We start from the raw sequence: 21,398 nt of genomic DNA on the forward strand, positions 1-21,398 counted from the left end.
CCGCCCCGAATCGCGAGCTGCGACGCTACACGAGCGAACGCAGCACGTACTGCAGGATGCCGCCGTTGCGGTAGTAGTCCGCCTCACCCGGCGTGTCGATGCGCACGACGGCGTCGAACTCCACCTTCTGCTTGCCGGCGGGCGAGTGCTCGCTCGGCTCGGCCACGACGTGCACGGTGCGCGGCGTCGCGCCCTCGTTGAGCTGCTCGAGGCCCGTGATCGACACGACCTCGGTGCCATCGAGGCCGAGGGAGTCGGCCGACTCGCCGGCCGGGAACTGCAGCGGAACGACGCCCATGCCGATGAGGTTCGATCGGTGGATCCGCTCGAAGCTCTCGGTGATGACGGCCTTCACGCCGAGCAGGTTCGTGCCCTTAGCGGCCCAGTCGCGGCTCGAGCCCGAGCCGTACTCCTTGCCGCCGAAGATGACGAGCGGCGTGCCCTGCGCCTGGTAGTTCATCGACGCGTCGTAGATGAACGACTGCGGGCCGCCCTCCTGGGTGAAGTCGCGCGTGTAGCCGCCCTCGACGCCGTCGAGGAGCTGGTTCTTCAGGCGGATGTTCGCGAACGTGCCGCGGATCATGACCTCGTGGTTGCCGCGACGCGAGCCGTAGGAGTTGAAGTCCTTGCGGTCGACGCCGTGCTCGGTGAGGTACCGGCCCGCCGGGCTGTCGGCCTTGATCGATCCGGCCGGCGAGATGTGGTCGGTCGTGACCGAGTCGCCGAGCTTCGCGAGCACGCGTGCGCCGACGATGTCGGTCACCGGCGTGGTCTCGAGGGTCATGCCGTCGAAGTACGGGGGCTTGCGCACGTACGTCGACTCGGCGTCCCACTCGAAGGTCGCCCCGGTCGGCGTGGGCAGCGTGCGCCACCGCTCGTCGCCCTCGAACACGCTGGCGTACTGACGGGTGAACATCTCCTCGTTGATCGACTCGTCGATCGTCTGCTGCACCTCGGCCGCGTCGGGCCAGATGTCCTTGAGGAACACGTCGTTGCCGTCGGAGTCCTGACCGAGCGGGTCGGTCTCGAAGTCGAAGTTCATCGACCCGGCGAGCGAGTAGGCGATGACGAGCGGCGGGCTCGCGAGGTAGTTCATCTTCACGTCGGGGTTGATGCGACCCTCGAAGTTGCGGTTGCCCGAGAGCACCGCAGTGACGGCCAGGTCGTTCTGCTGCACCGCGGCGGAGACCTCCTCGATGAGGGGGCCCGAGTTGCCGATGCAGGTCGTGCAGCCGTAGCCGACGGTGTAGAAGCCGAGGTCCTCGAGGTCCTTGGTGAGGCCGGCCTTCTCGTAGTACTCGGTGACGACCTTCGAGCCCGGCGCGAGGGTGGTCTTCACCCACGGCTTGGCCTTCAGGCCCTTCTTCACGGCATTGCGTGCGAGCAGGCCCGCGGCCAGCATGACCGACGGGTTCGACGTGTTGGTGCACGACGTGATGGCGGCGATGGTGACGGCGCCGTGGTCGAGCGTGTAGCTCACCCCGTCGGACGTCTGCACCGGGGTCGGCTTCGAGGCCGTCTTCGGCGCGTGCGAGTGGTGCGTGTGCACGTGGTGGTTGTGCTCGTCTTCGGGCGTGTTGCTCGGCGGGTCGGAGGCCGGGAACGACTCGGACACCTCGAGATCGACGAGGTCGTGCTCGACGTCGGCGTAGTTCGTGAGGTCCTGCTCGAACTGCTGCTTCGCCTCGGTGAGCACGATGCGGTCCTGTGGGCGCTTCGGGCCGGCGATCGACGGCACGACGGTCGAGAGGTCGAGCTCGAGGTACTCCGAGAAGACCGGCTCGTTGTCGGCGTCGTGCCAGAGCTTCTGCGCCTTCGCGTATGCCTCGACGAGCGCGATCTGCTCGTCGGCGCGGCCCGTGAGGCGGAGGTAGTCGAGGGTCACCTCGTCGATCGGGAAGATCGCTGCGGTGGAGCCGAACTCGGGGCTCATGTTGCCGATCGTGGCGCGGTTGGCGAGCGGCACCGAAGCGACGCCCGAGCCGTAGAACTCGACGAACTTGCCGACCACGCCGTGCTTGCGGAGCATGTCGGTGATCGTGAGCACGACGTCGGTCGCGGTGACGCCCATGGGGATCTCGCCCGAGAGCTTGAACCCGACGACCTTGGGGATGAGCATCGAGACGGGCTGACCGAGCATGGCCGCCTCGGCCTCGATGCCGCCGACGCCCCAGCCGAGCACGCCGAGGCCGTTCACCATGGTGGTGTGCGAGTCGGTGCCGACGCAGGTGTCGGGGTAGGCCTGCAGCACGCCGTTCACCTCACGGGTGAACGCGACGCGCGCGAGGTACTCGATGTTGACCTGGTGCACGATGCCGGTGCCGGGCGGCACGACCTTGAAGTCGTCGAACGCGGTCTGGCCCCAGCGCAGGAACTGGTAGCGCTCGCCGTTGCGCTCGTACTCGATCTCGACGTTGCGCTCGAACGCGTCGGGGCGACCGAAGAGGTCGGCGATCACGGAGTGGTCGATGACCATCTCGGCCGGGGCGAGCGGGTTGATCTTGTTGGGGTCTCCGCCGAGCGCGGACACGGCCTCGCGCATCGTGGCGAGGTCGACGATGCAGGGCACGCCGGTGAAGTCCTGCATGACCACGCGGGCCGGCGTGAACTGGATCTCGGTGTCGGGCTCGGCGGTGGGGACCCATGATCCGAGCGCCTCGATCTGCTCCTTGGTGACATTGGCGCCGTCTTCGGTGCGCAGCAGGTTCTCGAGGAGCACCTTCAGGCTGAACGGCAGCTTCTCGTGCCCCGGCACCGTATCGAGTCGGAAGATCTCATAGGACTTGTCACCGACGTGGAGCGTGTCCTTCGCCCCGAAACTGTTCACTGCAGACACGATGTCCTCTCCTTCGCGGATTCCGCGCATTTATCTTGACGTCGAGATAACAGTATCACTCGTGAGAGCGAGGTGATGACGGGTACACCGCCCGCACGACGAGCCACGTGAACACCAGCACGAGGGCGTACAACGGCACGCCCATGAGCAGGCGCGTGGCACCGAGGGCCTCGACGTTGCCGGCGAAGTAGAACGGCAGCTGCACCAGCAACCGGGCGGCGAACAGCCCCAGCCAGACGAGCGTGAGGAATTGCATGGTGCGCAGCTTCCGCCTGTCGGCACGCCACGCGGTGCCGTCGCCGACCAGGAAGCCCACGATGAGCCCGATGAGCGGCCAGCCCACGAGGAGCGACACGAGCAGCGCCACGCCGTAGGCCGCGTTCGTGTAGAAACCGAGCACGTAGTTGTCCTCGGCCCGGCCGGTCCACAGGGCGAGGGCCGCGGATGCCCCGACGCCGATGAGGCCCGCGATGGCCTGCGTCGGCCCGCTCCGCCGCACGAGCCGCACGACCGTGAAGATCACGGCGAGGCCGAGCGACGCCGAGAGGGCGGGCACGAGCTCCTTCGTGAACGTGTAGACCACGAGGAACACGAGCCCGGGCAGGATCGCCTCGGCGAGCCCGCGCACTCCCCCGAGCGCGCCGAGCAGGTCCCGTGCGGTCAGCGACTCCTCGCGGGCGATGCCGCCGAGTCCCGAGCGCTCCGCCGCGGCCGCGAGTTGGCGGCCGAACTCGTTCGTGCCGTCCTGCTCGGGACTCGGGGCATCCGCTCGATCGTCATCGGGCCGGTGTTCGGCGTCGGAACCGGACATCGCGCTACGCCGGGGTCGCGCCGGCGGCGGGCATGCGCAGCGGGATCAGGTCCCGCGGAGGCATGGGCGTGGAGCCGCGCACCACGACGATGGAACGGAACAGGTCTTCGACCTGCGCCGCTGCCGTGGGATCGACCGCCGCCTCGCCGGCGATGACGCCGCGGAGGAACCAGCGCGGTCCGTCGACGCCGATGAAGCGCGCGAGGCGCATGTGCCCCGCCTGGCCCTCGCCGGCGGTGACGGGGATCTGGGCCAGCAGCTCGGGTCCGAAGGTGCCCTCGCGCACGGTCGTCGTGCCGCCCTGACGTGCGATCTGGTCGGCGATCTGCGCCCGGATCTCGTGCCACAGCCCGCTCGAGCGCGGCGCCGCGAACGGCTGCACCTGCAGGGTCGAATTGGCGTAGTCGAGCCCGATGGCCACGACCCGCTTCGTGCCCTCCTCGACCTCGAGGCGGAGGTGCAGGCCCTCACGAGGCAGCACCTTGACCCCGCCCAGGTCGACGTAGGGGCGCACCGGGTTGGCCTCGGACTCGTCGAACGGACCCGCGACCGCACGGTCGTCGGGTGCCGACTTGGGCTGGTCGACGGGGACCTCGTCGACGTTCTCGATGTCGCTCACGCGTTCACTCCTGATCTGTGCTCCCCGAATCCCGTCGAACCGAACCCGCCCTCGCCGCGCATGCTGCCGGGAAGGCGCTCCACCTCGACGAACCGGGCGCGGCTCACGGGCATCACGACGAGCTGGGCGATGCGGTCGCCGGCCTCGATCGTGTACGACTCGGTGGCGTCGGTGTTGAGCAGTGCCACCTTGATCTCGCCCCGATAGCCGGCGTCGACGGTGCCGGGCGCGTTCACGATGGTGATGCCGTGCTTGAAGGCGAGGCCCGAACGCGGCACCACGAACGCGACGTACCCGTCTGGCAGCGCGATCGCGACGCCGGTGCCCACGGTCGCCCGCGCTCCGGGCGCGAGTTCCACGGACTCTGCCGCGTGGAGATCGGCTCCGGCATCGCCCGGGTGGGCGTAGGTGGGGAGGCGGTCGGCCGTGATCAGCACATCGACGGATTCGGTCACTGTTCGAGGGTAGTGCAGAAGTCTGATCGAATAGAGCCATGCCCGACTACCGCGAGAAACTGTGGCCGACGCCCTGGATCTACATCGCGACCCTGCTGCTCGTGCCCGCGAGCATCCTGGTGCTCGCCCCCGTCTCGATGCCCGCCGGCATCGTCACGGGCATCATCCTCTACCTCGCGGTCGTGGGAGCGCTCACGTTGACCTCGCCCGTCATCGAGGTGAGCGACGGGATGCTCCGAGCCGGCCGTGCCGAGATCCCCCTCGCCCAGACGGGCGAGGCGACCCCCGCCCTCGATGCGCAGGCGCGCGTGGAGCGGGGCACCGGACTCGACGCGCGCGCGTTCCTCGTCATCCGCGGATGGGTGCAGCCCGTGGTGAAGGTCCCGATCACCGATCCGGGCGATCCCACGCCGTACTGGCTGCTGTCGACCCGGCATCCGAAAGAACTGGCCGCCGCGATCAACGGATCACGACGGCCGGGTGGAGCGGAGCGCGACGTCTAGGACGCGCACTCCAGGCAGATCGGCCCGAGCTTGGTCTCGTGGTCGATCTGCGAGCGGTGCTTCACGAGGAAGCAGTTCACGCAGGTGAACTCGTCAGCCTGGGGCGGGAGCACGACGACGTCGAGCTCGACGTCGGAGAGATCGGCACCGGGCAGGTCGAAGCCTCCAGGGTTGTCGGCGTCATCGACATCCACCACTCCCGACATCTTGTCGGGGACGCGCTCCTTGAGGGCCTCGATCGACTCGGAGTCGTCCTCGGTCTTCCGCGGTGCGTCGTAATCCGTTGCCATTCCCATCCATTTCCTCGGTGCCGATGATTCGGCGGGCATAGTCTGCATCAATTCGGGTGCGTAAGCAAACCACTCGCGCCGCCCTGCAACCTGCTACGTGCTCAACTTCCGCCGCGCCCGCGCTATTCCCGGCGACGCCTTCTGCGACGTGGCATCCTTGGGCGGAGACGATGGCACGGAAGGGCTTTGTCGCGATGCAGGAACTCAAGGTAATCGGAGTCGAGAACGGCGCGCTGCTCGCCGCTTCCGACGATGGAGCACGCTTCCGGATCGAGATCGACGAGGTGCTGCAGTCCCGGATCCGGCAGGCGCAGCCCGAGACCCACACCGGGCCCAAACCCTCGCCCCGCGAGGTGCAGTCGCTCATCCGCTCCGGCCTCTCGGCCGAGGACGTCGCACAGGTCACCGGGGCGTCGATCGACTACATCCGCCGCTTCGAGGGGCCCGTGCTGGCCGAGCGCGAGCACGTCGTCACGTCCGCACTCGCCGTGCCCGTGCACGTCACGGCCGACGTCGACCCGGGTGACGACCCGCCGACGTTCGGCAGCGTCATCCGCGACCGGCTCGCGAAGCTCGGGGTGCACGGCGAGCGGTGGGCGAGCTGGAAGGACGAGGAACGGGGCTGGATCGTCAAGCTCGAGTTCACGGCCGACAGCATCGACCATGACGCCCGCTGGGGATTCGAGCCGCGCACGCAGGCGCTGCATCCGCTCAACTCCGAGGCCACGACGCTTTCGCAGCAGGGCGAGCTGAAAGGCGGCCTGATCCCACGGCTCCGCGCGGTGGCACCCGACGCCGAGGAGCCGAGCCGCTTCGACAGTGGCGCGTTCACTTTCGAGGAGAGCGAGCACGGCGAGTTCGACACCGCGCCGCACCTCGAGCCGCTGCCCTACGCCCGCTCGACGCCGCCGGTGTCGAGCCCTGCCGCCGCGCGCGCGGCCATCAAGCGGGCGGATGAACCGAAGCCGACGCTCGGCGAGACGGCCGACCTGCTCGAGGCCCTGCGCCGCCGGCGCGGTGAACGCGAGGCGGCGGGCGGAGCCGACCACGAGCAGCAGCAGCCCGTGCTGCCCACTCCCGCCCCGGTCGCCGAGACGCCGCCGGCCCCCGCGTCGAAGTCACCCGCCGACGACAAGCCCGGCACCGCGGCTCGTGCGCTCTGGGGTGGCAAGCCGTCGGCGGGCGCGCCCGCCGGCCGCACGTCGAAGAAAGGCCGCGCGTCGATGCCGAGCTGGGACGAGATCGTCTTCGGCGCGCGCAGCGACGACGACCTGGCCTGACGCCGGAGCCCGCGGCATCCGCTCGCCTCCGCCGTCACGTTCTGCGGAGATACGGTCCGGCACGCCGGCGATCCCTCGTGAGGCGCGGTGCGGCGGATCGAATCTCCGCCGTCGTGAGCGCGAGTGCTAACATTCGAACATACGTTCGAAGCTCTGGAGGTCGGCATGCCGCGCGTGCAGGAGGTCGTCGAGGTCCTGACGAGTGACGTGGGCGAACCCGAGCGGCTGGTCTGGCGGGCACGCCGCTTCCGGGTGACCGACATGCCGACGGCGCTCGTGGGACCGTGCGACTGGTGGGGTCCGTTCTCGGGCCACGAGGTCTCCCCCGGTCGGGTGCCGCTGTCGATCTCGGGCTGGCGTTTCCAGGCGAGCGCCGACGACGGCGAGACGCACGTGTTCGACGTCGAGCACGACGGCGCGCACTGGCGGCTGGTGCGCGTCTACGACTGACTACGCGCTCTTCTCGGCGCGACGCGGCTTGTGCGGCACGATCGTTGGTGCCGCGTTGTCGAGCACCGCGGCCTTCGTGACGACGACGCGGGCGACCCCGGTCGAGGACGGCACCTCGAACATGATCGGTCCGAGCACCTCCTCCATGATCGCGCGCAGCCCCCGGGCTCCCGTCTGACGCAGCACCGCGAGGTCGGCGATCGCCTCGAGCGCGGCCTGCTCGAAGTCGAGCTCCACGCCGTCGAGCTGGAACATGCGCTGATACTGGCGCACGAGCGCGTTGCGCGGCACCGTGAGGATCTCCATGAGCGCGTCACGGTCGAGCGGCATGACGGTGGCGACGACGGGCAACCGGCCGATGAACTCGGGGATGAGGCCGTACTTGTGGAGGTCTTCCGGCAGCACCTCGCTGAAGATGTCGGCCTCGTCCTCCTTGCTGTGCAGGGGGGCGCCGAACCCGATGCCGCGCTTGCCGGCGCGCGACGAGATGATGTCTTCGAGGCCCGCGAACGCGCCCGCCACGATGAACAGCACGTTCGTCGTGTCGATCTGGATGAACTCCTGGTGCGGATGCTTGCGTCCGCCCTGCGGGGGCACGGATGCCACGGTGCCCTCGAGGATCTTCAGGAGCGCCTGCTGCACGCCCTCACCCGAGACATCCCTGGTGATCGACGGGTTCTCGGCCTTGCGGGCGATCTTGTCGATCTCGTCGATGTAGATGATGCCGGTCTCGGCTCGCTTGACGTCGTAGTCGGCGGCCTGGATGAGCTTGAGGAGGATGTTCTCGACGTCTTCTCCGACGTAGCCCGCCTCGGTGAGGGCAGTGGCATCGGCGACCGCGAACGGCACGTTGAGCTGCTTGGCGAGGGTCTGCGCGAGGTAGGTCTTGCCGCAGCCGGTCGGCCCGATGAGCAGGATGTTCGATTTCGCGATCTCGACGTCGTCGTGCGCGCGGTCGGCCGCGGTGAGGGTCGTGCGGGCCCGCACTCGCTTGTAGTGGTTGTAGACGGCGACCGCCAGGGCCTTCTTCGCGGCCTCCTGGCCGATGACGTACTCCTCGAGGAACGCGAAGATCTCTTTGGGCTTCGGCAGCTCGAACTCGCCCGCCTCGGTTTCGCCCGCCTCGGCGAGTCGCTCCTCGATGATCTCGTTGCAGAGCTCGACGCACTCGTCGCAGATGTAGACGCCGGGTCCGGCGATGAGCTGCTGGACCTGCTTCTGGCTCTTCCCGCAGAAGGAGCACTTGAGCAGGTCGGCGCTCTCCCCGATGCGTGCCATCGAACCCTCCCTGTCGAGTCTGTTTCGAGCCTAGCCCGAGACGGGGGCGTCGGGGCCGAACCGCCACGGATTGGCGGAAACGAGACGAACGAGGGGCGGATGCGACATCCGCACCCGCCCCTGATCGCGTGTTGCCGGAACTAGCGCGCGAGCGCCGGCAGGCTCTTGCGCGACGAGAGCACCTGGTCGATGAGGCCGTACTCGAGCGCCTCCTCGGCCGAGAGGATCTTGTCGCGGTCGATGTCGTTGTTGACCTGCTCGGCGGTGCGGTTCGAGTGGCGCGACAGCGTCTCCTCGAGCCAGGTGCGCATGCGCATGATCTCGGCCGCCTGGATCTCGATGTCGGAGGCCTGGCCGTGGCCCGCCTCGCCCATCGCCGGCTGGTGGATCAGCACGCGCGCGTTCGGCAGCGCGAGACGCTTGCCGGGCGTGCCCGCCGCCGCGATGACGGCGGCCGCCGAGGCGGCCTGGCCGAGCACGACCGTCTGGATCTCGGGGCGGATGTACTGCATCGTGTCGTAGATGGCGGTCATGGCCGTGAAGGAGCCGCCGGGCGAATTGATGTAGAGGATGATGTCGCGATCGGGGTCCATCGACTCGAGCACGAGCAGCTGGGCCATGATGTCGTCGGCCGACGCGTCGTCGACCTGCACGCCGAGGAAGATGATGCGGTCCTCGAAGAGCTTGGCGTACGGGTCCTGGCGCTTGTAGCCGTAGGCCGTGCGCTCCTCGAAGCTCGGCAGGATGTACCGCGAGCCGGGGGCCTGGATGCCGCTGAAGGCGGTGCCGCCCATTGCAGGGATGTTCATTCGCTCGTTCTCTCTCTTCCTCACGCCTGGGTTCCGCCGCCGCCCGACACGTCGAGTGCGGACTCGCGGATGTGGTCGACGAAGCCGTACTCGAGGGCCTCCTGCGCGTTGAACCAGCGGTCGCGGTCGCCGTCGGCGTTGATCTGCTCGACGGTCTTGCCGGTCTGCGCCGCGGTGATCTCGGCGAGCCGCTTCTTCATGTCGAGGATGAGCTGCGCCTGGGTCTGGATGTCGCTCGCCGTGCCGCCGAAGCCGCCGTGCGGCTGGTGCAGCAGCACGCGGGCGTTGGGGGTGATGTACCGCTTGCCCTTCGTGCCCGCGGTGAGGAGGAGCTGGCCCATGGACGCCGCCATGCCGATGCCGACCGTGACGATGTCGTTCGGCACGAACTGCATGGTGTCGTAGATCGCCATGCCCGCCGTGATCGACCCGCCCGGCGAGTTCACGTAGAGGTAGATGTCCTTCTTGGGGTCCTCGGCGGCGAGGAGCAGCAGCTTCGCCGCGATCTCGTTGGCGTTCTCGTCACGAACCTCGGAACCCAGCCAGATGATGCGGTCCTTCAGCAGTCGATCGAAAACACCGGGGCTGGGTGTCACTTCGGCCATGTGTCGCTCCGTTTCGGTTGTCGCGTTCACTCGAATCTATCCGGTGCAACACGCGCCGACGGGGCTGTTCGCCCTAGGCGGATGCCGCGTCCCGACCGCCCTCGTGGGCGGGGTCGTCATCGACCAGAGCGGCCGCGTAGGCCGTCATCGAGCGCGTGTACCGGCGCAGGTGAGGCGCGAGCGCCGTCAGCGCGACGGATGCCCCGCGCGTGGCGTCGCCCGCGCTCACGAGCGCGAGCGCGAGGAACGCCGCGACCTCGTCGCGGTACGGAGCATCGGGGTGGTCGCGGTGCTCGGCCTCGATGAGCGCCAGCGCCTCGCCCACGTCGCCGAGGTTGCGGATGCTGCTGGCGAGCTGCACGACCGCCTGCGGGCGGTGCTCGGCGTCGAGGCCGAGCTCGAGGGCACGCCGGTACAACGGCACGGCCTCGTCGGGGCGGCCGGCGGAGTCGCGCGCCCCCGCGCGTTCGAACACGGCGCGGGCGTCATCGTCGCCCCGCTCGGCGGCGATGGCGTCGATCCTCGCGATCACCTCGTCGTCGACGGGCGATCCCGCCGCGAGGCTCCATGCCGCGGCGATGCGCCGCTCCCACTCGTCGGTCTGCATGCTGCTTCCTCTCTCCGCGACGACCTGTCGCCGGACCACGTCGTCTTCACAAGGTCGTCAGCCGCCGAATGGTCGTGGGGGCGACGGCCGGGTGTGCGAAGAGGCCGGGCGGAATCCGCCCGGCCCCTTGGGCATGTCGCGCGAACGCGACACGTGAGTGCTACTCGGCGTCGGCCTTCTTGGCCGCGCGCTTGCGGGCCGGCTTCTTCTCCTCGGCGGCGGCCTCGGCAGGCTCCTCGGCGGGCGCCTCGGCTGCGGCGTCGGCCTTCTTCGTCGCGCGCTTGCGGGCCGGCTTCTTCTCCTCGGCGGGCTCGGGCTCGGCGGCCGTCTCGGCGCCGGCGTCGGCCTGCTCGGCCTCGCCCTCCGCCTCGTCGGACACGGCCGTGAACTCGGAGAGGTCGACGGCGTTGCCCGAGGCATCCGTCACCTTGGTCTTGCCGAGCGCGAGCGCGAGCGCCTTGTTGCGCGCGACCTCGCCCACCATGGCGGGGATCTGGCCGTTCTGGCTGAGCACCTGCACGAACTCGTTCGGGTCCATGCCGTACTGCGCGGCGCCCTGCACGAGGTACTGGGTGAGCTCCTCCTGGCTGACCTGCACCTTCTCGGCCTCGGCGATCTTGTCGAGGACGATCTGCGTCTTGAACGCCTTCGTGCTCGACTCGGTGACCTCGGCGCGGTGCTCGTCGTCTTCGAGACGGCCTTCGGACTCGAGGTGGCGGTGCACCTCGTCTTCGATGACGCTGTCGGCGACGGGCACGTCGACGAGCTCGAGGAGCTTGTCGACGAGGAGGTCGCGGGCCTGCGTGCCCTGACCGAACGACTTGTTGCGCGAGACCTGCTGCTTCAGGCTCGCCGTGAGCTCGTCGAGCGTGTCGAACTCGCTCGCGATCTGCGCGAAGTCGTCGTCGGCGGCGGGGAGCTCGCGCTCCTTGACGGCCGTGACGGTGACGGTGATCTCGGCGGTCTCGCCCTCGTGGTCGCCGCCGAGGAGCTTCGACTCGAAGGTGGTGGTCTCACCGGCGGTGAGGGACTCGAGGGCCTCGTCGATGCCCTCGAGCAGCTCGCCGGAGCCGAGCTCGTAGGAGATGCCGCTCGCGGTGTCGACCTCGGTGCCGTCGATGGTGGCGACCAGGTCGAGCGTCACGAAGTCGCCCGTGGTCGCGGGACGGTCGACGGTGATGAGCGTGCCGAAGCGGCTGCGGAGACGCTCGAGCTCGGCCTGGACCTCGTCGTCGCCGACCTCGACCGAGTCGACCGTGAGCTCGAGACCGTCGTAGTCGGGAAGCTCCACGTCGGGGCGCACATCGACCTCGATGGCGAGGAGCAGGTCGCCCGAGAAGTCCTTCTCGTTCGGCCACTCGACGATGTCGGCCTCGGGACGGCCGAGCGGGCGCAGCTCGTGCTCGGTCACCGCGGCGCGGTAGAAGCCGTCGAGGCCCTCGTTCACCGCGTGCTCGAGCACGGCGGCCTTGCCGACCCGCTGGTCGATGATGGGCGGCGGCACCTTGCCCTTGCGGAAGCCCGGCACGTTGATCTGCTCGGCGATGTGCTCGTAGGCGTGGGCGATGCTGGGCTTCAGCTCCTCGGGCGTCACCGAGATGGTGAGCTTGGCGCGCGTGGGGCTCAGCTTCTCAACCGAAGTGGTCGGCATGTGGAAGATCTCCTGTTGTGTGGAAGTTCGTGTCGAGCCGCAGGCGACTCGTCGGGGCGACAGGATTTGAACCTGCGACCTCCCGCTCCCAAAGCGGGCGCTCTACCAAGCTGAGCTACGCCCCGAGTCGCTGACTCAACTCGTCGAGTCATCCGCACGGCACGCCGAAGCATGCAGGAGCACGGATGGACCCCCGAAAGTCTACTGCACGGGCGGCTTCGCGGTTGCGGCGTCGCAGCGGATGCGTGATGGCAGGCGGAGTGGCCCCCGAACGGGCGCTGTGGATGATCCTCCCCAGCGCCGTCGGCGCGTGGGAGAGTGTGCGCATGACCGACCCCCTCCCGCTCGCCGAGGACCTGCGTCGCTGGCCGCCCGACCCGTCGTGGCTCATCGACACCACGCGGTGCCCCGCGTGCTTCACGAGCCTGTACTCCACCCGCTGCGGCACCTGCGGACTGGACCTCGGGGTGCCCGCGTCGTCGGAGCTCCTCGCCGCATCGACCGAGGTCTTCGAGGCGGAGGCGGCGAGGCAGCGGGTCATCACGGGCATGCGCAAGGCCCAGCGGGCGCGCGAGGGCCGTGCCGTGCCGAGCACGACGGCGATCGCGGCGACGGCGGTCGCCGCCGCGACGGCGACGGCGATCCCCGGCTCCGCTCCGACGCCGGAGATTGCTGCCGACGCCGCACCCACGGCACCCGTACGCGAGCCCGAGGCATCCGCTTCGGCGCCTGCGGCACCCGTTCCGGTTCCCGGCGATGCTCGGCCGCCGCGCACGCCCGAGCCTGCAGCCGTGACGGACGAGCCGCCGGCTCGACGCCGCTCGGGCGTGCAGGTGCTCCTGCTCACCTTGGGCGTCGTGCTCATCTCGGTCGCCGCGATCGTGTTCCTGCTCGTGGCGTACCTGGTGGCGACCCTCGAGGTGCGATCGGTCATCATCGCCGGAGCCAGCGTGCTCGTGCTCGGCATCGCGTGGCTGCTGCGGGCTCGTCGCCTGTCGGGCACGGCCGAGGGCGTGGCATCCGTCGCCATCGTGCCGCTGCTCCTCGACGTCTGGATCGTGCGCGAGAACGAGCTGTTCGGCACCGAGGCCCTGAACGCCGCGGCGTACACCGGCGTGGCGTTCGCGGTCATCGCCGGTGTCCTGGCCGTGACGCGGGCAGTGAGCGGCATCCGCGTGCCGGGCTTCGCGGCTGCCGTGCTGGCCCCGAGCGCCGCATTCCTCCTTGCCTTCGCAGTGGATCCCGGCACCCCGACCGCCACCTGGCTCGGCGGGCTCGCAGCGGTCGTCGTCGGCGCCGCGGCAGTTGCGACCGCCCCCATGTCGCCCGAGCGCACCATCATGCTCGTCGCCGGGTTCACTGGTGGACTGCTGGCGCTCGCCGCCGCCTTCTGGGCGCTTCCCGAGGTGAGCTGGGGCCCGGCCTGGGCGTTCCTCGCGGTGGCTGCCGGGGCGCTCCTGCTCCTCGTCGCGACGCGCATCGCACGCGCCGAGGTCGCCCCAGAGTGGGGACCGGCCGCGGCCATCGGTGCGGGCATGTCAGCGGCACTGGCCCCGGTGGTCGGCATCGCCACTGTTCTCGAGCAGGGCCTCGCGCTCTGGCTCGCACCCGGCGCGGCCGGGGCGGTGGTCGCGTTCGCCGCGGCGCTCGTGCGCGCGGCTCGTTCGATGCGTCCAGAGGCACGAGCCGCGCTCTTCGCGGCGGCGGCCGTGGCGGCCGCGAGCGCGGTTCCTGGCCTGCTGCTCAGTGTCGCCGCCCTGGGCTCGCGCGCCGCCGCCTGCCTGCCGCCATGGCAGGTGGAGTCCGACGAGCGCGTCGCGTCGAGCCCGTCGGATCTCGACCTCGGCGCCATCCTCGTGCCCTTCGTGGTGGCGGCGGGCGTCGCCGCGGTGCTCGTCGTCCTCGGTCTGCTCCGCCGGTTCGCGGTGGTTCCCGTGGCGGCCGCGCTGACCGGCCTGCTCGTGGTGGGGGCGATCGTCCCCGGCACGGCCGTGCCTGCCGCGATCTTCGTGGGCGTCGCGATGTCGGGTCTTCTCGCGGCATCGAGCGGAATGCCGACCCGCGTGCCCGGACTGGTCCCGACCCTCGCCGTGCTCGGCGTCGCCGCCGCGGGCCTGGCCCTGTCGACGGCGTACGCCGATGCAGCGGTCTGGCCATGGACGATCGCGGGCATCCTGGCGATGGCGGTCGCCGGCCGCCTGCTGGCGAGCCGGGTCTGGTCGGTCGCCGCCGCGCCCGGCGTCGGCACGGCGCATCTCGTGATCGCGATGCTCCTGGCGGTCGGGGCCGTCTTCACGTTGCCGTTCTGGATCAGCGCATCGGGATTCACGCCCGTGTCGCCATGGCATTCGCCGTGGTTCTGGCTCGGCATCGTCGGGGCCGCGCTCCTCGCCGGCGTCGTCCTCGCTCCGCGCCTCTCCCCCGCGGATCGACTCGGCCTGGGTCTGCCTGCGCTCGTCGCGACGGCGGTCGGAGGCTTCGCGGCCGCGCTCACCCCCGAGACGGATCTGCAATGGGTCCCCGCCGTCTCCGCCGCAGCCGTCGTCATCGCCGCGCTGCGCGCTGCCACACCACTGCTCCTGCGGATCTCGTTCGCCGCGGTCGGCCCCCTGCTGCTCGCCATCGGATTCGAGCGCGTGCTCGCAGCCGTTCCCGACGCGCCGCCGTCGATCCTCGGAGCGGCGGCCGCCGTGCTCCTCGCCGCCGCGATCGCGCCGCTCGTCACGACCCGGAGGGCGCCGTCCGCACGCGTGGCATGGTGCGTTGCACTGGGCGTCGCCGGCCTGATCACCCTGGTGGCCCTGCCGTCGGCCGGCGATCAGGCGTGGCTGCTCCTGGTGCTGCTCGCTCCGGCACCGCTCCTCGTGGCCGCGCTCGACGGCGACCCGATCGGGGGTTCGTCACCGAGCCGGCATCTCTCGTGGCTGAGCCTCGCACTCGTCATCGCCGCCGTCTGGACCCGGCTCGCGGGCGACGGCGTGGACGATGTCGAGGCCTACACGCTGCCGCTCGCCGTGGTCCTCGCCGCGGCCTCCGGGCTCATCGCCTGGCGCCGCACCGCACGGCACGCGACGGCGGGCGGGCGCACCGCGCTCATGGCATCTGCAGCCGCCGCCGCCGTGCTGCCGAGCGTCGGCTCGAGCGCTGACTCCGAGTTGCGCACGCTCGTGCTCGTGGCGGCAGGCGCGGTGATCGCGATCGCGTCGGTCTTCCTCCCCGAAACGGTGCGAGGCGTGCCGATCCGCCTCCTCGGCGTGGCGAGCGGCTGGGTCGCGTTCGCCGGAGCCGCGCTGGTGCGCGGGACCGCCGTCGCGGTGGGCGAACGCAGTGCGCTGCCCGTCGAGTTCTGGCCGGTGCTCGCACTCGCGGCCGGGACCGTCGTGGCCGTGGCCTGGGCGCGCACTGGATCGCGGCCCGCCATCCTCGCGGAGTCCATGCTCGCGGCGTCCGTCGCCTCGGCATCGATCCCCCCGACGATCGCGATCGTCGTCGGTGACGATCCGGTACTGCGGGCGGCCGTGCTCTTCCCCGCGCTGGCCGTCCTGCACGTGGCCGCCGTGGCGCTCAGGGCGCGGCCGCTCGCCGGGGCGGTCCTCGAGTGGGCCACGCTCGGCGTGCTCGTCCTGGGCGGCATCATCGTGCTCGTGGCGAGCAGGCTCGAGCCGTTCGACGTCGTCACCGTGCCGGTCGGCGCCGCGCTCATCGGCGCGGGAGCGTTCCGGATGCGGCGGTCCACCGCCTCGGGCAGTTGGCCGGCGCTCGGCCCGGGGCTCGCGGTGCTCCTCCTGCCGGCCCTCGTCGCCGACTTCACCGATCCCGTGCTGTGGCGGCTCATCGCGCTGGGACTCGTCGCCGCTGCGGCCGTGGTGATCGGCGCGGTCCGCCGCCTGCAGGCGCCGCTGCTCGTCGGGGGCGGCGTGCTCCTCGTGCACGCGGTCAATCAGCTGTGGCCGTGGATCACCGATCTCTACGAGGCCGTCTGGTGGTGGCTCTGGCTCGGGATCGCGGGCGTCATCCTCGTGGTGCTGGCGGCGACGTACGAGCGGCAGCTGCGCCTGGCGCGCAGGGTCGTGCACTCGATCGCCGAGCTCCGGTAGCCACCGATCAACGCGGATGCCTCGCCGCCGCAGAGGTCAGGCGCGCTCGACCCACTCCGCGCGCCAGTCGGGCGCGGGGAACGGTTGCGACCAGTACGCGGTCTCCTTCGCGATCTTCCCATCGCGCATCTCGAAGATGAAGACCGTCTGGTAGATCGCGCCGTCGCCGTAGTCGAGGTCGGCCTCCGCGACCCAGAGATCGCCTTCGCCGGTCACACGTCGCGGCGTGATCTTCGGCAGCCTCGGGAAGGCGTGATAGACGCCTCTCCGGTTGTCGCCACCGACGATGCGCTCGCCCGACTGAGGCCACTCCATGACGGCGTCCTCGTGGAACACGGCATCCATGCCGTCGATGTCTCCGGCGTTCAATGTCGCGATCAACGCCTCGACCGTCTCGCGCCCGCTCATGCAGCTGCTCCTTCGAACGGATGCCGCGTGCGTACCGTGACGGGACCGACCCCTGCCGTGTACTACGATGATCCAGTGCCCGAACGCGGGCGCTCGCGGATGTAGCTCAATGGTAGAGCCTCAGTCTTCCAAACTGATTACGCGGGTTCGATTCCCGTCATCCGCTCCAATTGACCGCCTTCTGATCAGGTATGGATCCCGCAACCGATCGCTCGGGATGCGAAGGATCCCGCTCGCGCTTGCAGACGTAGTTCTCGTTGCGACGACCTCAGGTGCCGGCGCGGCGGCCGGGCTCGATCGGCGGGTCTACTATGGGCGCCATCAGGGCAGGACGGCCCGACGGGGCGGCGATGATGGCGGATCGAAGTGGTAGGCACGGTGCTCGGGTGACGCCGGAACTCGTCGCTCGGGAGATCCGACGCCAGCACTTCGCCGTACTGTCCACGGTGAGCCGTGATGGAGCGCCGCATTCCGCCGGTGTGAGCTACGGCAGCACCGGCCCGGGCTCGGAACTCACCATCTACGTCATGACCAGGCGGCACCTGCTCAAGGCCCGCAATATCGCGTCCGACGCTCGGGTCTCCATCGTGATCCCGCCGCCCCGACCGGTGCTCGCATTCCTCCCGCCGCCCACCATCCAGTTGCACGGCCGAGCCGAGCTGCTCGACTGGGGCGACGCTGAGGGAACGGCGGTCTTCGAGACCTTCTGGATGGGTCGCCGGATCCTCGAGGGCTACCAACGCGCCCGCGACCACGGTGAACAGCGCGTGTGCTTCATCCGGATCGTCCCCGACCCGGAGGTGCGCACCTACATGCTCGGCGCCCGGATCTGGCAGCTTCGCAACGACATGGAGGCCGGCGCGGGGAAGGTGACCCTTCGCCACGGACGCTGAGCCAGCGGCACCGGACTCCCGTCCGTTCGGTGTCAACCCCCGCCCAGCCGAGCCTTGCCCTTCTTGAAATAACCGGGCGGCTGCGTAGCGTTGAGGGGAGGACAGACGCTCCGGGGAAGGGTGGACACGATGACCGACACGAAGACCGCACCGAAGAAGACCACGAAGGCGGCCGAGGCCCCGAAGGCCACCAAGGGCTCGAGCGCGGATGTCGCGGCCGGCGTCGCACAGTACCTCACGCCCGTCGTGCAGGAGCTCGTCGCCCTCGCCGTGAACGGCAAGCAGGCGCACTGGCACGTGCGCGGCGTGAACTTCATCGCCGTGCACGAATTGCTCGACGAGGTCGTCGCCCACGCGCAGGGCTGGGCCGATGAAGCCGCCGAGCGGGTCGTCGCGCTCGGACTGCCGGTCGACGGCCGGCTGAAGTCGGTCGCCGACAAGAGCGGTGCCGTGAACCCGAAGCTCGGCTTCCAGCCGTACGACGAGGCGATCACCGACGTCATCGCGCAGATCGACCTCGCGACCGAGAAGGTCAACGAGGCGATCGAGGGCCTCGAGGACCTCGATCCCTCGAGCCAGGATGTCGCGATCGAGATCCGTCGCGGTCTCGACAAGGACCGCTGGTTCCTCTTCTCGCACATCGCGGTGAAGTGACGATGCACTGACGCGGCGATTCCGCCGCGCGACGGGGTCATGCCAGAATCGCGGCATGACCCCCGCCGCGTTCCTCGCCTTCTGCGGACTGGCGATCATCCTGGCCCTCACGCCCGGACCCGACAGCTTCCTCACCCTCCGCTACAGCCTGCGCGGCCTCCGATCGGGTATCGCGGCCGGAACCGGTGCCGCACTCGGCCAGCTCGGCTGGGCGCTGCTCGTGGGCGTCGGCCTCGCCGCGATCATCGAGCAGTCGGCCGAGGTCTACCAGGTCATCAAGCTCGTGGGCGGCCTCTACCTCGTCTACCTCGGCATCCAGGCGTTCCTGAGCCACCGCAGGAATGGTGGGGCGGATGCCGCGGCGCCCGCCGTTCCCGGTTCGGTCCGCCGCGCGTTCGGCGCCGGCCTGATCTCCAACCTGACGAACCCGAAGGTCGGCCTCTTCTTCCTGGCCGTCGTGCCGCAGTTCCTCCCCGACGGGGCATCCGCGTTCGGGATGACCATGCTGCTGGGGGCCACGCTCACCGTGATCGGCGGACTGTACCTCGTACTGCTCGCGCTCGTCGCCGCGAAGGCCAACGCCTGGCTCAACCGACCGCGGGTGAGCCGCAACCTCGAGCGCACCTCCGGCGGCATCCTCGCCGCCCTCGGCATCGGCACGATCGCCTCGGCCGCGCAACCCTGACGGCTGTGTAGGGTCGGACCGTGCGAGCGGTCGTGTATGAGCGATACGGGTCGGTGGACGAACTCGAACTCCGCGACGTGCCGGTACCGAGGCCGGGCCCCGGTGAGGTGCTCGTCGAGGTGGTAGCCACCTCGGTGAACCTCTCGGATTGGGAGGCCCTGCAGGGCAGTCCGGGATATGCCCGCTTCGGAGGGCTTCGCCGACCGCGACGAAGAATCCTGGGGTCCGACGTTGCGGGGAGAGTGGCGGCGGCGGGTGAGGGCGTCACGCGGTTCCGCGTCGACGACGAGGTGTACGGCGACAACGTCCCGCGACTCGGCGGTTTCGCCGACTACGTCGCGATGCCCGAGTCGGCCCTCGCTCGGAAGCCCAGTGCCCTGACATTCGAGGAGGCCTCGACGATCCCACAGGCAGGCGCCATCGCCCTGCAAGCCGTCGCACTGGCGTCGCCGGGCGAGCACCTGCTCATCAACGGCGCCGGCGGCGGCTCCGGCTCGTTCGCCATCCAGCTTGCCGCCCGTAAGGGCGTGCACGTCACAGCCGTCGACAATGCGGACAAGCTGGACTTCCTCCGCGACCTCGGCGCAGACCGCGTGATCGACTACCGTGTGAGCGACTTCACCCGAACCGGGCCCTACGACGTGATCGTGGATCTCGTTGCACGTCGCTCGGTGTTCGCCTATCGCCGTGCACTCGCCCGGGGCGGGCGGTGCGTCATGGTGGGCGGCACGCTGCGCACGATGCTGCGGATGCTGACCGTCGGCAAGCTCCTCGGGGCCGTCACCGGCGCGCGTCTCGGGGTGCTCTTCGTGCGGGAGGGTCCCGAACACTTCACCGCCCTCGCCGAGCAATGCGCGGCCGGCGAGATCCGCATCAGCATCGACCGCGCCTTCGATCTCGGCGAGGTTGCCGACGCGCTCACGCTGCACGGCACGGGCAAGGCCAACGGCAAGGTCGTCGTCACCGTCTCGAACGCGTGACGCGATCATGTCGGTCGTCGCCTGGCATGCTGACCCAAGCGCGCCTCGACCGGCTGCTACCGCAATGTCCCCGATAGCGTCCCGCCGGGAGCAGGTGCAGAATGCCGGTATGGCGGATGCCTCGGGGCCCGACCCGTCCCCGCCGGCCGACGAGCCGGTGGCCGCCCTCACCGACGCGCAGAAGGCGCTGCGGGCACAGCTTCTCGCGACCGAGCACTGGAGCCTGCTGGCCTCCCGCTCGACGACGCAGAGCGAGGTGCTCACGCGCATCGCGATCTTCCTGACCCTCGTCTCGGCCGGGCTCGTGACGCTCGGCGTGCTCGGCAACGCGACGGAGTTCCGCGGATGGTTCGGGGTCGCCGCCCTTGGTGTGCTGTTCCTGCTCGTGCTCCTCGGGGTCATCACGCAACTGCGCGTGTTCAACACGGCGACGGAAGACCTGGTCTACGTGCTCGCGATGAACCGGCTCCGCGGCGCCTACGTCGACCTCGACCCGGGTCTCGAGCCGTACCTGATGATGGGTACCACCGACGACGACCCGGGAGCAGGACGCACCTACTACGCGTTCGCGAATCGAGATCGCACGCAGGTCATCGCCAGCTCGATGATGGTGATGCTGGTCGTGAACACGGCGCTCGTGGGGCTCTTCGTGGGCGCGTTCGTCTTCGCACTCTCAGGGTCCGTGGCGTGGGCGATCGCCCCCGCGGTCGTGATCGCGGTCGCACAGTTCGCACTGTGGATGCGGTGGGGCTACCGCACGTACCGGCACGTGATGCGAACGCACGTACCGAGGCGACGCAGCACCGGCGACTGGCCCCCTACCGCTGCAGCCAGGTGAGCACGGCGAGCACGCGCCGGTGGTCGGTGCCCGAGTCCTCGAGGCCGAGCTTCTGGAAGATCGACGTCACGTTCTTCTCGACGGCCCCGACCCCGATGTAGAGCTGCTTCGCGATCCCGGTGTTCGTGCGTCCCTCCGCCATGAGCGCCAGCACCTCGCGCTCGCGCGGCGTCAGCGTGGCGAGCGGGTCGCCGCGGCGCGACAGGAGTTCGGCGACCACCTGCGGGTCGAGCACGGTGCCACCCTCGCTGATCCGCTGCACGGCGTCCTCGAGCTCGTCGAGCGAGGCCACCCGGTCCTTGAGGAGATAGCCCATGCCGCCATTGCCCGACGAGAGCAGTTCGTGCGCGTAGGTGCCCTCGACGTACTGGCTGAGCAGCAGCACGCCCAGTCGCGGCATCCGCCGGCGCAGTTCGATCGCGGCTCGCACACCCTCGTCGCGGAAGGTCGGCGGCATGCGCACGTCGAGCACCGCGACATCGGGCCTCGTCGTCTCGAGCTCCGCGAGCAGCGCATCGGCATCACCGTACGATCCGACGGTCTCGAACCCGGCTTCGTCGAACAGCCGCACCAGCCCCTCGCGCAGCAGCACCGAATCCTCGGCGAGCACGATGCGCAAGGGGCTGGGGGCGGCATCCGTCATGCCGTC

21 protein-coding genes and 2 tRNA genes are annotated in these 21,398 nt (G+C 70.0%); 10 read left to right on the top strand and 13 right to left on the bottom strand.

Annotated features, from left to right (window positions below):
- Positions 1 to 25: 25 nt before the first annotated feature.
- Genes acnA through dut form a run of 4 tightly spaced genes read right to left on the bottom strand, consistent with a single transcriptional unit; the run spans position 26 to position 4,721 of the window.
- Positions 26 to 2,866, bottom strand: a complete 2,841-nt coding sequence (acnA, locus tag ACVFI9_RS11640) for an aconitate hydratase AcnA (RefSeq protein ID WP_474762385.1) — start codon at positions 2,864 to 2,866, stop codon at positions 26 to 28.
- Positions 2,867 to 2,891: 25 nt separating this feature from the next.
- Positions 2,892 to 3,647: a DUF3159 domain-containing protein gene (locus ACVFI9_RS11645; protein WP_474762386.1), complete on the bottom strand. Its 756-nt coding sequence runs from the start codon at positions 3,645 to 3,647 to the stop codon at positions 2,892 to 2,894.
- Between the two features lie 4 nt (positions 3,648 to 3,651).
- Complete coding sequence (locus tag ACVFI9_RS11650; RefSeq protein ID WP_474762387.1) at positions 3,652 to 4,266, bottom strand: DUF3710 domain-containing protein; 615 nt, start codon at positions 4,264 to 4,266, stop codon at positions 3,652 to 3,654.
- On the bottom strand, positions 4,263 to 4,721 hold the full coding sequence (gene dut / locus ACVFI9_RS11655; RefSeq protein ID WP_474762388.1) for a dUTP diphosphatase: 459 nt from the start codon (positions 4,719 to 4,721) through the stop codon (positions 4,263 to 4,265). Before dut ends, ACVFI9_RS11650 begins: the two co-directional genes overlap by 4 nt.
- A gap of 38 nt (positions 4,722 to 4,759) precedes the next feature.
- Between dut and ACVFI9_RS11660 the strand changes: the two genes are divergently transcribed.
- Positions 4,760 to 5,224 carry a DUF3093 domain-containing protein gene (locus ACVFI9_RS11660; RefSeq protein ID WP_474762389.1) on the top strand — a complete coding sequence of 155 codons (465 nt, stop codon included), beginning with the start codon at positions 4,760 to 4,762 and terminating at the stop codon, positions 5,222 to 5,224.
- Here the strand turns inward: ACVFI9_RS11660 and ACVFI9_RS11665 are convergent.
- Positions 5,221 to 5,514 (bottom strand): DUF4193 domain-containing protein, encoded by a 294-nt coding sequence (locus ACVFI9_RS11665; RefSeq protein ID WP_056729312.1) that lies wholly within the window; start codon positions 5,512 to 5,514, stop codon positions 5,221 to 5,223. The two genes, ACVFI9_RS11660 and ACVFI9_RS11665, sit on opposite strands and share 4 nt — an antisense overlap.
- Positions 5,515 to 5,708: 194 nt before the next feature.
- Here ACVFI9_RS11665 and sepH point away from each other — a divergent pair, with 194 nt between their 5' ends.
- The gene (sepH, locus tag ACVFI9_RS11670) at positions 5,709 to 6,794 is read left to right on the top strand and encodes a septation protein SepH (protein WP_474762390.1); all 1,086 of its coding nucleotides are present in this window, start codon (positions 5,709 to 5,711) and stop codon (positions 6,792 to 6,794) included.
- Positions 6,795 to 6,959: 165 nt separating this feature from the next.
- Entirely contained in the window at positions 6,960 to 7,244 is a 285-nt protein-coding gene (locus ACVFI9_RS11675; RefSeq protein ID WP_474762391.1) for a DUF6504 family protein, read from the top strand.
- Here ACVFI9_RS11675 and clpX read toward each other — a convergent pair whose 3' ends face one another.
- From clpX to ACVFI9_RS11705, 6 genes are all read right to left on the bottom strand, one after another.
- Positions 7,245 to 8,522 (bottom strand): ATP-dependent Clp protease ATP-binding subunit ClpX, encoded by a 1,278-nt coding sequence (gene clpX, locus ACVFI9_RS11680; protein WP_474762392.1) that lies wholly within the window; start codon positions 8,520 to 8,522, stop codon positions 7,245 to 7,247.
- Between the two features lie 140 nt (positions 8,523 to 8,662).
- Positions 8,663 to 9,331 (bottom strand): ATP-dependent Clp protease proteolytic subunit, encoded by a 669-nt coding sequence (locus ACVFI9_RS11685; RefSeq protein WP_474762393.1) that lies wholly within the window; start codon positions 9,329 to 9,331, stop codon positions 8,663 to 8,665.
- Between the two features lie 20 nt (positions 9,332 to 9,351).
- The gene (locus ACVFI9_RS11690) at positions 9,352 to 9,936 is read right to left on the bottom strand and encodes an ATP-dependent Clp protease proteolytic subunit (protein ID WP_474762394.1); all 585 of its coding nucleotides are present in this window, start codon (positions 9,934 to 9,936) and stop codon (positions 9,352 to 9,354) included.
- Between the two features lie 73 nt (positions 9,937 to 10,009).
- Positions 10,010 to 10,543: a tetratricopeptide repeat protein gene (locus ACVFI9_RS11695; protein ID WP_474762395.1), complete on the bottom strand. Its 534-nt coding sequence runs from the start codon at positions 10,541 to 10,543 to the stop codon at positions 10,010 to 10,012.
- A 160-nt stretch (positions 10,544 to 10,703) separates the two neighbouring features.
- Positions 10,704 to 12,194, bottom strand: a complete 1,491-nt coding sequence (gene tig / locus ACVFI9_RS11700; RefSeq protein WP_474762396.1) for a trigger factor — start codon at positions 12,192 to 12,194, stop codon at positions 10,704 to 10,706.
- A 51-nt stretch (positions 12,195 to 12,245) separates the two neighbouring features.
- Positions 12,246 to 12,319, bottom strand: a tRNA-Pro gene (locus ACVFI9_RS11705).
- Positions 12,320 to 12,520: 201 nt separating this feature from the next.
- On the opposite strand from ACVFI9_RS11705, the gene ACVFI9_RS11710 reads away from it, so the two are divergent.
- Positions 12,521 to 16,291, top strand: coding sequence for an SCO7613 C-terminal domain-containing membrane protein (locus ACVFI9_RS11710; protein ID WP_474762397.1), 3,771 nt, complete (start codon positions 12,521 to 12,523; stop codon positions 16,289 to 16,291).
- A 36-nt stretch (positions 16,292 to 16,327) separates the two neighbouring features.
- On the opposite strand, the gene ACVFI9_RS11715 is transcribed toward ACVFI9_RS11710, so the two are convergent.
- Positions 16,328 to 16,699 (bottom strand): nuclear transport factor 2 family protein, encoded by a 372-nt coding sequence (locus tag ACVFI9_RS11715; RefSeq protein ID WP_474762398.1) that lies wholly within the window; start codon positions 16,697 to 16,699, stop codon positions 16,328 to 16,330.
- Positions 16,700 to 16,794: 95 nt separating this feature from the next.
- Here ACVFI9_RS11715 and ACVFI9_RS11720 point away from each other — a divergent pair.
- The 6 genes from ACVFI9_RS11720 to ACVFI9_RS11745 all read left to right on the top strand — a co-directional run bounded on the left by ACVFI9_RS11720 (position 16,795) and on the right by ACVFI9_RS11745 (position 20,749).
- A tRNA-Gly gene (locus tag ACVFI9_RS11720) sits at positions 16,795 to 16,868 on the top strand.
- Between the two features lie 217 nt (positions 16,869 to 17,085).
- Complete coding sequence (locus tag ACVFI9_RS11725) at positions 17,086 to 17,592, top strand: pyridoxamine 5'-phosphate oxidase family protein (RefSeq protein ID WP_474762399.1); 507 nt, start codon at positions 17,086 to 17,088, stop codon at positions 17,590 to 17,592.
- Positions 17,593 to 17,721: 129 nt separating this feature from the next.
- Positions 17,722 to 18,246, top strand: coding sequence for a Dps family protein (locus ACVFI9_RS11730; RefSeq protein ID WP_474762400.1), 525 nt, complete (start codon positions 17,722 to 17,724; stop codon positions 18,244 to 18,246).
- A 55-nt stretch (positions 18,247 to 18,301) separates the two neighbouring features.
- Positions 18,302 to 18,931 (top strand): LysE family translocator, encoded by a 630-nt coding sequence (locus tag ACVFI9_RS11735; RefSeq protein ID WP_474762401.1) that lies wholly within the window; start codon positions 18,302 to 18,304, stop codon positions 18,929 to 18,931.
- Between the two features lie 20 nt (positions 18,932 to 18,951).
- On the top strand, positions 18,952 to 19,911 hold the full coding sequence (locus ACVFI9_RS11740) for an NAD(P)-dependent alcohol dehydrogenase (protein ID WP_474762402.1): 960 nt from the start codon (positions 18,952 to 18,954) through the stop codon (positions 19,909 to 19,911).
- Positions 19,912 to 20,020: 109 nt separating this feature from the next.
- Positions 20,021 to 20,749, top strand: a complete 729-nt coding sequence (locus ACVFI9_RS11745) for a hypothetical protein (RefSeq protein ID WP_474762403.1) — start codon at positions 20,021 to 20,023, stop codon at positions 20,747 to 20,749.
- On the opposite strand, the gene ACVFI9_RS11750 is transcribed toward ACVFI9_RS11745, so the two are convergent.
- Positions 20,730 to 21,392, bottom strand: coding sequence for a response regulator (locus tag ACVFI9_RS11750; protein WP_474762404.1), 663 nt, complete (start codon positions 21,390 to 21,392; stop codon positions 20,730 to 20,732). The genes ACVFI9_RS11745 and ACVFI9_RS11750 overlap by 20 nt on opposite strands.
- Positions 21,393 to 21,398 lie beyond the last annotated feature (6 nt).

Source organism: Agromyces sp. NSFZ, assembly GCF_056156205.1.